The sequence below is a fragment of the Alteromonas sp. ASW11-130 genome, from assembly GCF_026183735.1.
Taxonomy (GTDB): domain Bacteria; phylum Pseudomonadota; class Gammaproteobacteria; order Enterobacterales; family Alteromonadaceae; genus Alteromonas.
On the sequence record NZ_JAPFRE010000006.1, the window covers coordinates 1 to 12,100 of the forward strand.

At 45.0% G+C, this 12,100-nt stretch carries 8 protein-coding genes; 4 read left to right on the plus strand and 4 right to left on the minus strand.

The annotated features are described in order from the left end of the window. Positions 1–799: 799 nt before the first annotated feature. From OPS28_RS01990 to OPS28_RS02005, 4 genes are all read right to left on the minus strand, one after another. A complete protein-coding gene (locus OPS28_RS01990) occupies positions 800–2,203 on the minus strand; it encodes a GGDEF domain-containing protein (protein WP_265607752.1) in 1,404 nt (467 codons plus the stop codon). Between the two features lie 168 nt (positions 2,204–2,371). After that, positions 2,372–2,914 carry a hypothetical protein gene (locus OPS28_RS01995; protein ID WP_265607753.1) on the minus strand — a complete coding sequence of 181 codons (543 nt, stop codon included), beginning with the start codon at positions 2,912–2,914 and terminating at the stop codon, positions 2,372–2,374. 51 nt (positions 2,915–2,965) lie between these two features. Next, positions 2,966–6,079, minus strand: a complete 3,114-nt coding sequence (locus OPS28_RS02000; protein WP_265607754.1) for a S8 family serine peptidase — start codon at positions 6,077–6,079, stop codon at positions 2,966–2,968. 471 nt (positions 6,080–6,550) lie between these two features. Then, complete coding sequence (locus OPS28_RS02005) at positions 6,551–7,726, minus strand: thiolase family protein (RefSeq protein ID WP_265607755.1); 1,176 nt, start codon at positions 7,724–7,726, stop codon at positions 6,551–6,553. Between the two features lie 293 nt (positions 7,727–8,019). On the opposite strand from OPS28_RS02005, the gene OPS28_RS02010 reads away from it, so the two are divergent. The 4 genes from OPS28_RS02010 to OPS28_RS02025 all read left to right on the plus strand — a co-directional run bounded on the left by OPS28_RS02010 (position 8,020) and on the right by OPS28_RS02025 (position 12,100). Next, positions 8,020–8,427 (plus strand): MerR family transcriptional regulator, encoded by a 408-nt coding sequence (locus OPS28_RS02010; RefSeq protein ID WP_265607858.1) that lies wholly within the window; start codon positions 8,020–8,022, stop codon positions 8,425–8,427. Then, positions 8,424–9,593, plus strand: coding sequence for an isovaleryl-CoA dehydrogenase (locus OPS28_RS02015; RefSeq protein ID WP_265607757.1), 1,170 nt, complete (start codon positions 8,424–8,426; stop codon positions 9,591–9,593). The genes OPS28_RS02010 and OPS28_RS02015 overlap by 4 nt, the downstream gene beginning before the upstream one ends. A gap of 81 nt (positions 9,594–9,674) precedes the next feature. Further along, positions 9,675–11,282 carry a carboxyl transferase domain-containing protein gene (locus OPS28_RS02020; protein WP_265607758.1) on the plus strand — a complete coding sequence of 536 codons (1,608 nt, stop codon included), beginning with the start codon at positions 9,675–9,677 and terminating at the stop codon, positions 11,280–11,282. Positions 11,283–11,299: 17 nt separating this feature from the next. Beyond that, entirely contained in the window at positions 11,300–12,100 is an 801-nt protein-coding gene (locus tag OPS28_RS02025) for an enoyl-CoA hydratase/isomerase family protein (RefSeq protein ID WP_265607760.1), read from the plus strand.

A 12,100-nucleotide genomic window follows, 5' to 3' on the forward strand; every position in this document is an offset into this window, starting at 1 on the left:
CCCATTTTGACTCGAGTTGGTTTAGACCAGGCAAATTGGAACCACCTGGTGGCAGGAATCGAGACCGAATTTCAATCAGTGGTGAGTATTGAAAAACTGATAAATCTTCGTGACAGAAATAAAGGATATAACACAGCGTAGCAATACTCTCTCGGGCCATTTTTAGCACAATCAGACAACAAACCTAAACAATGAATACCGTCAAGAATACGCGAGGGAAGTTTGCCCTCAAATCTACCCTCGCCCGGCTCGACTTCGGTCTTTAAAACCCAATCCAACATTCTTTAAGTTACAAACGAAAGAAAAAATTGAGATTTAAAAAAGTCGACTGATGTAAATATACTGATTTGCAGCGTCGGGCTGAGTGCCTGTCCTATTCGCTACCGTCAAGAATACGCGAGGGAAGCTTGCCCTCAAATCTGCCCTCGCCCGGCTCGACTTCGGTCTTTAAACCCCAATCCAACATTCTTTAAGTTACACACAAAAGAAAAATTGAGATTTAAAAAAGTCGACTGATGTAAATATACTGATTTGCAGCTTCGGGCTGAGTGCTATTTCCCGAGTGCCTGTCCTATTTACTCTATTCGGAGTGCCTGTCCTATTCGCTCTTACTAGAGTGCCTGTCCTATTCGCTTTCTTCGGAGTGCCTGTCCTATTCGCTTTCGCTATTCGCTTTCGCTCTATTCTATTCGCTCTATTCGCTATTGTGGTAAAATATGACACAGATAAAATAGATTCAGCTCATTAAATAAGTCCGTTTACAACGCCATTAATCTTATCTACGCACTAAAAATTAACTTTAATCGGCCACACAAACGACGTTAAAGCCATTGCGCCTCGATTGATATAAAGCCTTGGCTGCTCTGTCATACCATTCGGTAAAGCTTTCGCTTCCGTGCAACGAAGCCACGCCTAATGCAATTTGCAATTTTTCTTCTTCTACGGGGGCTTGCTTTCTTAGTTCACGCAATAATCTTTCGGCGAGCGCTTTGGCCTCTACGACAGTCGTGTGTGGACTCAGTATAATAAATTGATCTCCGCTCCAGCGCGCAGCAATATCAACTTCGCGAACGGTGGTCAAACAAATACTCGCCACGAATTTTAATTTACTTTCGAGCGCATTAGGTTTGCTGATACTATTGTCCGAGGAATTTTTTATCATCTCCAAGACGATTATTGCGGTGGCGGAATGAAAACGCTGAAATCTTGAGATCTCTTCCTGGGCTTTATGCATCATGTAGTTTCGATTGTATAAGCCAGTTACAGCATCATGATTAGATAAAAATTCAAGGGTTCTATTTTTCTCCAATAATGTGGATTGAAGGTGTTCCACCTCGGCAGTTTTGGTGTCAATTAAGGTTTGCCATTTAAGTTTAACTTTGCGATACCAAATTAACAAAACGAGTGATAAAACGCCTACTAAAATAGTTATCAGTATGGTTGAGAAAGAAGATTCATTTTGAATAAGGGTGGTATTCCAGCGTTTGTAAATTTCTACTTTGCGTGATTCAGGGATAGCATCCAGCGCGGCATTTAAAAGTGCTAGTTTATCCGTTAAAGCCGGATTTAAGCCGATACGTAATGAATCAAAGGGCTCAGCGTAGCCTACGACACTTAATTTTCGCATACCCAGAGTATTGATGTTTACGTTAACGCTAAGTAGTGCGCCAACCATTACATCAAGCGAGCCATTGGCAATTTTTAGTAAGCCCTCTCTTTCCGTTTTTAAGTATTCGACTTGTACTTCTGGGTAGTATCGAGCTAAATATTCTGCGTGGCGATATCCTTCAATGATTCCCAGTACACGGTTTCCAATACTTGAATATCCTTGGATCATAGGGGTGCCTTTTTGTGCCACAAACACATTAGGTGCCTCTAAGTAAGGATACGAGAACGCCAAATACTTCTTATTAGATGGAGTGGGGTTTATCAGCGTCACCATCTTACACGTCCCTTGCTTTACAAAGTCCAGCGATTGCTGCCAGCTATCTGTTGGCACAAATTCAAAATGTAAATCAGTAAGCTCAGTAATTAAAGCAAGGTAGTCTGCTGAGATCCCAATATGTACGCCATTTCTTAATGCTTCATAAGGCATCCAATCAGGATCGATACAATAGGTAATAGCTTGCTCTTCCTGACTTTTAACCGATGGAAAATAGGCAATAAAGAAACAAATTAACAAATATCGTAGTTTTAATGACACGTTTATGAACGACCCACATCAGCAACAGCGAGCTGGCACTTTGATTTTCAGCAATAAAGGTTGAGTATATAGTAACAAATTGATAATTGAAGTGAGTTAAGACGAGGTTATATAAAGAAAAAGCCCTTTTCAATGAAAAGGGCTTGTAAACTCACAACGGTAAAAGTATTACTTTTGAACGCGACGACGGCTGAACAAAACCAACGCCATTAAACCCGCTAGAGATAAAGAAGAAGGTAGCGGCACATCGAATAAAAACGCTTCTCCTAATTGAACTTCACCACCTTCTGCGAAGAGTAGCAATCCCCCAGCAGAATCAAAGATATCAGCAAAATTGTCATCAGGGAGCGCTGTGTCATAAACAAACTGATACGCCCATGGATCGCCTGCATCTGTATCACTTACGTCGAAAACCAATGCCGTCAAACCACCAAAAATAGTGTCGGTATTGACTTCAGCAAAGATATCGAACACATCAACAGAGAGCCCAAGAACAGACATATCTAATACCTGAATTGCTGGAAAATCGAAGTCGGTATCAAGATAGCCTGTATTCATGAAATCGTTATCGACTTCAACCAGCACCGAGCCGATGTTATAGCCACTAACAAACATATCTTGCAAGATAATCGCAGCTTGCGCTTTAGAGGCAGCAAACAATGAACAGCTTGCCAGTAACATTACATTGATGAGTGTCTTGAATTTTTTCATTATGTTTATCCTTTTTTAAAACGGGGGCGTAAAACACGCCCCACTACTACACTATGGATTTAGTTGAATGACTGTTGTACCTTGCGCTTCACCTTCGTCGTTATAGAAGGTTACGCCGCCCATGTAAGTTTCGTTAGCGTCAAGTCCGCGACTAGAGATACGAACGTTATTCCAACGACCTTCAATGGCGCGAGATGAACTCATAACACGAGTATTACGATTAGGCTCGCTCGCCACCCAAGAAGACAGCGTATACTCTGTAGATGCTTCACCCGCCAAGCCGTAAGCGAAAACCTGGACATAGTAAGCAATATCATTTTCTGCGTCGTTTAGTGGCTCTGGATTAATTAACAACACTTCTTCGTTAGAGTCTACATTACCTGACGAACCAACCTCTACGCAGTTATCAGGAATTGGGTTACATGCATATACTTGCAGGTCTAAATCTGCACCTTCAACCGCGACATCTTCATTAGACAAGCTGAAGCGCGCTACCTTTGTTCCCTCTGGAACTGGCACTTGAATCAGGCTGTAATCTTGATCCTCTATTAGTGAACTCGTCTTGGTCGCTGGTACAAAACCCGCGTAATCTAAGCTTGTACGACCTGAGTACATCATTTCTACGGGGAAGTGTGCACGACCACGTTTAAGATCAAGCGATAAGTATGCCGGAACATCGATATCAACGGTTACCGGCACGTTAATAGCTATTGGACTACGTACTTGCGTACCGTCAGCAGCTTCAAGTATTACTGCACCAAATTTATAACCTACTGGTGTTTCGTCATCGCGGGTAAAGGTAATGCTGTAACTGGCTTTTCCACCAGCTGCGACTTCAAGCATATCGCTATCAGTCTCAACACCTTCGCTATTGTACGTGGCAAACGATACATCCAGGTCTTCTAACCCTTCAATGGTTACAGTATAAGTGCCGCCAGTACCTGTCATATCGGTAACGGTGCGCGATACAGTCTTCGTCCCAAGTAGACCACCAAGGGCGATTGATGGATAGTTCAACTGGCTTGGCTCAAGTGAAAAACCTGAGGTTTCCAGTTCTGAACAGGTCGTCGAAGATGTTGCTTCAACGAAGCCGCTATTACCGACACCACACAAAAAGGCCAAATAATCAGCGTATTCTGCATTATAAGTTAAGCGTGGATCCATCGCAGGAACAGGATTTGCGTGACCAGCACCAAAATCAAACGGGTCGGCAGGCGTCACACCATCTTCTTTGAATACATCTTGGTACGCTGTGGTCATTAGCGCTGACTTAATTTGAGCCGGCGTCCAATCAGCATATTGTTCTTTGAACAAAGCAGCCATACCAGCGATATGAGGAGCAGCCATTGATGTACCGGTAAGATATTTAACTTGTTGACCGGCTAAATCGAACATGGGCGTACTTGTTGTAGCGGCAAGAACGTTCACACCTGGGGCGGTAATATCAGGTTTGATCAAATCATACGTCGAGCCGTTCGGCCCACGAGAAGATTGCTCGTCCATTATATTACCCACTTCGGTAATTTCCGTGAACAAGCCAGCACTCATTCTTACGGCCATATTCTCACCGCCTTCTATGGCAGCTTTAAAGCTTTCACCTACATCTCTAGCAATCATTCCGCCTGGAATATTTGCACTGTATCCCTCGCCCCCTAGCGCAGTTATTGGTCGGTCATCAGAGTAAATCAATACTGCGGCAGCGCCAGATAAACGCGCGCGTTCTACTTTCTCGACGAAAGCACAAGCTCCCCGTTCAATTAGAACTATGTTACCGTCAACTTCAGCGGCATTATCTAAAGGTGTGGGCGTCCCTGACGCTTCATAGCAACCCTTTAGCGGCTCACCCACAACCACTGACTCTTCAACGTCACCCGTCTCTGCTAATGGTTTAGTAATCGCACCTTCAACAAACGAATATATTTCTACCGGTTCACGTGAGGTTACTTCTATAGCGTTGATAGCGCGAGAACCATCATAGGTAGACATACCTACAGACATAACCCAAGGTGCGGGTGTACCTACTGTTTCAGTTGTTGGACCTGAGTTACCCGCCGATACTGATACAAATACCCCCGCATCTGCTGCACGAAGCATAGCTGCCGTAGGAGGTACGGTTAAGTCAGTGCGGCTACCACCGATAGAGTAGTTGATTACATCAACACCGTCTGCCACTGCCTGGTCGATAGCAGCCATGGTGTCACCGTAAAAACAACCTCGCTCTTCGGCACCTTCAGGACTAACATAATCTGAGTTCCAGCATACTTTGTACATGGCGATACGTGCGCGAGGAGCGATACCAGACATGACTCCAATTTCGCTACCCGCCATTTCGGCCACTACGCCTTCGTTACCTGCCGCTGTGCCCGCTGTATGACTACCATGACCATCTGAGTCACGAGGTGAGGCCATTTCACCAAGATCATATTGCACGTCGTATACCGCTTCGAATGAATCTTTATAATAGCGAGCGCCAATTAATTTGTTATTACATGCGAAAGTTTCATCAACGCCTGTATCACATGCACCAGCCCACCCTAGAGCGGACGGATCTGAATAAGAGCCATCATCGGCAAAGCTTGGATTTTCGGGCGTGATACCAGTATCTAATACGCCAACGATTACGTCTTCACCTTTAATTCCTAATGTATGCTGACCACCTGCTCCGGTTAGGCCTAAGAATGCAGAAGTATTGGCAGTAGCGGGCTGGTGTAGTTCATCTTCCCATACTTTCGCCACATCTGGATGCTGACGAAGCGCTTTTGCCTGTGATTTGTTAAGTTTTGCAGAAAAGCCGTTGAAGCTGTGTACGTAGTTGTGCAGAACCTTCACGTTACCAAGATCTTTTGCAACTTTATTTTGTTTTGCACTAAGCGCCTTGGTATAAGCCTTCATTCTTGAAGATTGCGCGTTATAACGGTTTCCTACCTGAGCTACTAACTGATTATTGGGAACCAGTTCGCCTAACGCTTGAGCCTGCTCAACACCAGCAGGTTGTTTCAATTGAACGATGTATAAGCCAGAGCTCTTTTGGACGCCGCTGGTCGAATACGCTTGTTTTGCAATGATTGGATTATTTGAAATTACTTCCTGGGCGGATGCTGCTGCGGTGAGTGATGCAGTAACAGCCAGGGACACCATAGTCCCAACAACACTTTTTTTAAACATCTTTTGCGTCTCCCGATGACACGATTTTTATCATTCTTATCAGGGGGAATGTAGGGAGTAAAGCCGAGACGACTTCCATCTATACAACAACCCCGATGGCTCTTTTTGAATCCAACATAAAGATTCGATTGGCTTATTTTTGTAATTATTAGAATGTCGTTTTATTAGCACGATGCAACAAAACAAATTTTTAACAAACACGAATTGTGCCAACTTATAAAATAGCATTAAAAACAAAAAGTTAAATGTTACAAAGATGTTGCAACACCGGGAACTGTAAAATAATTTGACAGCCGCAGAAGTTGGCTTTTACCTCAACGGACAAATCTTATACAGCGAACGAAATGAATATTTCTAAAGCAGGGGGGATATTAGTATGAAAAGGTTAAATTTATAAGATTTAACGAAATTGTTACATGTCAGGGAATTTTACGACCCGCACACAAAGCTTATTGGGTGCGGGCCGAATAGTTATAGCATCTCAACCGCTAATGCTACCGCTTCGCCACCGCCAATACATAACGTAGCCAGCCCTTTTGAGAGATTTTTTGCTTTCAAAGCATGGAGTAGCGTGACCAAAATACGAGCACCAGATGCCCCTATAGGATGCCCTAATGCGCACGCGCCACCATTAATATTTACTTTCGTTTCGTCGAGTTCTAACTTGCTGATAGCCAACATGGTAACCATAGCGAAGGCTTCATTTATTTCGAATAAGTCTACATCGTCTTTGTTCCAATCAGCGTTTTTCAACGCTTTTTCTACCGCACCGACGGGTGCTACTGTGAAGTTTTCAGGCTCAATAGAATGGGTGGCATGGGCAACGACCTTTGCTATTGGCTGCAAGCCCATTTCTTTAGCTTTTGCTTCGCTCATTACCAATAGCGCTGCAGCTCCATCAGAAATAGAACTGGAATTTGCTGCTGTAACAGTACCCTCTTTCTTAAATGCAGGGCGCAGTTGTGGAATTTTATCTGGACGAGCTGAAGCTGGGCCTTCATCGGTGTCTATAACTACCTCACCTTTTCGAGAAGACACAGTTACCGGAGAAATTTCGTTGTCAAACGCCCCGGTTTCGATTGCTGAACTGGCTTTAGAAAGCGAACTTAATGCAAATTCATCCATTTTTTCACGGGTGATCCCTTCTTCATCCGCGGTCGCCTGCGCAAAACACCCCATAGCTTGACCATCATAAGCATTCTCCAGACCATCCAACATCATGTGATCTACTATCTGCCCGTGCCCCATACGATAACCCGTACGCGCCTTTGGCAACATGTATGGCGCATTAGACATACTTTCCATCCCTCCCGCCAAGACTACTTCAGCGCTGCCTGCTTTAATCAGGTCGTTAGCTAGCATGACGGCTTTCAAACCTGAACCACAGACTTTATTGATGGTAGTTACGCCCGCACTCAAGGGTAAACCCGCTTTTAAAGAAGCCTGGCGGGCAGGCGACTGACCTAAACCTGCGGGTAAAACACACCCCATAATTACTTCATCTACCAAACTGACATCGATCCCATCGATGACAGCCTCAATAGCCACTGCGCCAAGCTCAGTAGCCGAGACGGATGACAGCCCCCCGTTAAAACTTCCCATTGGCGTTCTTTTAGCCGCCACAATGACGACAGAATCGGTATTCATACCCTCTCCTCTTCTTTTAAAGCGTTTGTAAGATAAGTGTACTCAAGGCTTTTAATCCATACCTATAGCACTTTCGGTCGGTTTCCCGCTAAACGTCGTAACGCTTTGTTGCCAGAGATTGACGAATAATTCGCGTTACTTTACCTTAACGTTAATTGCGATTTACGTTAACGTAAACCTGAAGTATCTGCGTGTCAATTTCAGCGCCAGCGGTTCGACGCTGCGCTGTGTCAAAAGCTTTACAAGAAAAACGCAGAAATAATAAAAAGCATCTTATTATTAACGAGGTAGCCATGAGCAGCCAACAGCAGGAACCAACATTTACCATTGGTGAACTGGCCCGGGATTACGACATTACGCCTCGCTCCATCCGATTCTACGAAGAACAAGGTTTGATGAGTCCAGAGCGTACCGGGCAAAACCGAATTTACACAGGTAAAGATCGCGTAAGACTGAAACTGATCCTCAGAGGCAAAAGACTAGGATTCTCGTTAGCAGAAATTAAGAACTTATTTGAATTATATGATTCAAACCCGAATTCAGCAGTCCAGCTTGAAACCATGCTGGCGCTGACCGAACAAAAACGTGCTGTTCTACGACAACAATTACACGATATTCAAATGTTGATGAGTGAATTGGATGACGTCGAAGGACGTTGTCGTGAAGAACTGGCCGAATTAAAAAGAGGAAATATTGTATGAATGCCCCCTACCCTACACTGAATTTCGATTTGGGCGAAGATATCGACATGCTGCGCGATCATGTTTACCAGTTTGCGCAAAAAGAAATTGCCCCCCTGGCTGAAAAAGCCGACGAGGCGAACGCGTTTCCTAATGAATTATGGCCTAAGTTAGGCGATATGGGACTACTCGGGGTGACAGTTTCCGAGCAATATGGTGGTTCTGACATGGGTTACCTCGCCCACACGGTTGCGATGGAAGAAGTCAGCCGCGCATCTGCTGGCATCGGCTTAAGCTATGGTGCACATTCTAATTTATGCGTGAACCAAATTTTCCGCAATGGTAATGATGCACAGCGTGAGAAATATCTTCCTAAGTTGGTGTCTGGTGAACATATCGGAGCATTAGCGATGAGTGAACCCAATGCGGGTTCAGATGTAGTCAGCATGAAATTGCGCGCTGAAAAGAAAGGCGATAAATACATTTTGAATGGAAATAAAATGTGGATCACCAACGGACCTGATGCCCACACTTTCGTAATTTACGCCAAAACCGACCCTGCCGCAGGCCCCAAAGGTATGACTGCGTTTATCGTAGAACGGGATTTCGCTGGCTTTAGTCAAGCTCAGAAGCTAGATAAATTAGGCATGCGCTCGTCAAATACGTGTGAATTAGTATTTGAAGATTGTGAAGTCCCTGAAGAAAATGTGTTAGGTAACGTTGGCGAAGGGGTTCGCGTACTAATGAGTGGTCTCGATTACGAGCGTCTGGTTCTGTCTGGCGGTCCATTAGGTATCATGCAGGCATGTATGGATGCAGTGGTACCTTATATACATGACCGCGAGCAATTTGGCCAGTCTATCGGCCAGTTCCAGCTGGTGCAGGGAAAAGTCGCTGACATGTACACCCAGATGAACGCAGCTCGCGCCTATGTATATGCAGTAGCAAAAGCGTGTGACCGTGGCGAAACCACGCGTAAAGATGCGGCAGGCGCAATTTTATATTCAGCAGAATTAGCCACCAAGATGGCGCTGGATGCAATTCAGTTATTAGGTGGAAACGGTTATATCAACGAATATCCTACCGGGCGCTTGCTGCGTGACGCCAAGCTTTATGAAATAGGCGCAGGGACGTCGGAAATACGTCGCATGCTTATCGGGCGTGAGCTGTTCAAAGAGTCAGAATAAATAAACGTTTAACGCAAATTTATGCCGCGCGTATGTGAATGCGTATTCGCGGCTATTTTAGGATCAAAAGGAGGGTAACTCGTGCCCATTCTTCGAAGTGCAGTAAATGCAAAGTCTGAAGCGTTTACAGAAAACGCCGCGCATATGCAAAAGCAGGTAGATGACCTGAAGGATAAGATCGCGCAAATAAAACAAGGCGGTGGAGAAAAGTCTAACCAACGTCACGAAGCTAGAGGAAAACTGTTACCTCGTGACCGCATCAATGGCTTACTGGATAAAGGCTCACCTTTTCTAGAAATTGGTCAATTGGCCGCATGGGAAGTCTATGATGACTATGTCCCCGGCGCTGGCGTTATTGCAGGTATTGGTCGAGTTTCCGGCATCGAGTGTATGATTGTCGCCAACGATGCCACGGTGAAAGGGGGGACATATTACCCACTCACGGTGAAAAAGCACCTGCGCGCCCAAGCCATCGCAGAGGAAAATCATCTTCCCTGTATATACCTTGTTGATTCAGGCGGTGCTAACCTGCCACGCCAGGACGAAGTGTTTCCAGACAAAGAACATTTCGGTCGCATCTTTTTCAATCAAGCTAATATGTCAGCTAAAAATATCCCCCAGATTGCGGTTGTTATGGGGTCATGTACGGCTGGGGGTGCTTATGTTCCCGCCATGGCAGATGTGTCCATTATTGTAAAAGAACAAGGCACAATATTTTTAGGGGGGCCCCCTTTAGTGAAAGCCGCTACTGGTGAAGTAGTTTCGGCTGAGGAATTAGGTGGTGGCGATGTACATACCCGTACTTCGGGGGTGGCCGATCAACTCGCTAACAACGATCATCATGCTTTGCAATTAGCAAGGGATGCGGTTGCAAGATTGAATCGCACTAAACGTCTGGAAATGGATGTTAAACCCAGCTGTGAACCAATATATAAAAGTAGCGAAATCTACGGCATCGTTCCAAAAGATACACGCAAGACATTTGACGTAAAAGAAATTATTGCGAGAATTGTAGATGGCTCAGAGTTCGATGAATTTAAACCACTTTATGGAACCACATTAATTTGTGGTTTCGCCAGGATCTTTGGTTATCCGGTAGGTATCGTTGCCAATAATGGTATTTTATTTGGCGAAAGCGCGCTTAAAGGTGCTCATTTTATTGAGCTTTGCGCTACCCGTAAAATCCCCTTGGTTTTTCTACAAAACATTACCGGTTTTATGGTTGGAAAACAGTATGAATCTGGTGGTATTGCAAAACACGGGGCCAAAATGGTGACAGCAGTGGCATGCGCTAACGTACCAAAGCTAACCGTGCTGATTGGCGGGAGCTTTGGCGCGGGTAACTATGGTATGTGTGGACGGGCCTACGATCCCCGCTTTTTGTTCATGTGGCCTAACGCCAGAATTTCGGTAATGGGTGGCGAGCAGGCCGCAGGCGTTTTAGCTCAGGTTAAACGGGATCAGAAAGCACGAGTAGACGAAAGCTGGTCAGAAGAAGAAGAGAAAGCGTTTAAACAGCCTATTATCGATACATACGAAACACAGGGTCATCCTTACTATGCCTCAGCCAGATTATGGGATGACGGTGTTATCGATCCTGCCGACACCCGAATGGTGCTAGGACTTTCGTTATCCGCAGCATTGAATAAACCCATAGAAGACACCCGTTTTGGTGTGTTCCGCATGTAGCGCGAGAGGAATCGAAAATGGAAAATGCAACTGAACAATCTATTCTTTACCGCGTTGATGATCGTGGTGTAGCTTTTATTACGCTAAATAAACCCGCTAAACATAACGCGTTTGACGACCAAATGATCAGTTTGCTGACTGAGTCATTTAAACGAGCGGGAGATGACGACACAGTACGCGCAATCGTACTAGAGGCGAAAGGCAAAAGCTTCAGTGCTGGTGCAGATTTAAGTTGGATGCAAAGAATGGCTTCTTATAGTCATGCAGAAAATGAAAAAGATGCTATGGCACTTGCCACTATGTTACAAACGTTATACACCTTGCCCAAAACAACTATTGCGAGAGTTCAAGGGGCGGCATTTGGTGGCGCAGTGGGATTAGTGGCCTGTTGCGATGTGGCCATAGGCAGTAAGCTTAGCAAGTTCTGTTTAAGCGAAGTAAAAATTGGTCTTATACCCGCCACCATCAGCCCATATGTGATTGAAGCTATGGGTGAGCGTATTTGCCGACGTTATTTCCAGACAGCGGAAGTATTTTCTGCACAACGTGCCAGACGATTAGGTTTATTGAGTGAGTCAGTGACGGAAGAAGAGCTTGACGTCACTATCGACCAAATCATTGACCAGGTGGTTAAAAATGGCCCCAACGCAGTCGCACAGGCAAAACGACTCGTGCGTGAGGTCGCCTACCAACCTATAACACCTGAGCTAATGCAACAGACCAGCAAAATGATTGCAGACATTCGTGTATCTGACGAAGGGCAGGAAGGCTTACATGCGTTTTTAGAAAAGCGTCCCGCAAAGTGGCAGGAGAGCTAA

Coding starts and splice junctions, on each gene's coding strand:
- OPS28_RS02015 (WP_265607757.1), top strand. CDS start 8,424: ATGAATGCCCCCTACCCTACACTGAATTTCGATTTGGGCGAAGATATC.
- OPS28_RS01995 (WP_265607753.1), bottom strand. CDS start 2,914: ATGAAAAAATTCAAGACACTCATCAATGTAATGTTACTGGCAAGCTGT.
- OPS28_RS02005 (WP_265607755.1), bottom strand. CDS start 7,726: ATGAATACCGATTCTGTCGTCATTGTGGCGGCTAAAAGAACGCCAATG.
- OPS28_RS02025 (WP_265607760.1), top strand. CDS start 11,300: ATGGAAAATGCAACTGAACAATCTATTCTTTACCGCGTTGATGATCGT.
- OPS28_RS02010 (WP_265607858.1), top strand. CDS start 8,020: ATGAGCAGCCAACAGCAGGAACCAACATTTACCATTGGTGAACTGGCC.
- OPS28_RS02000 (WP_265607754.1), bottom strand. CDS start 6,079: ATGTTTAAAAAAAGTGTTGTTGGGACTATGGTGTCCCTGGCTGTTACT.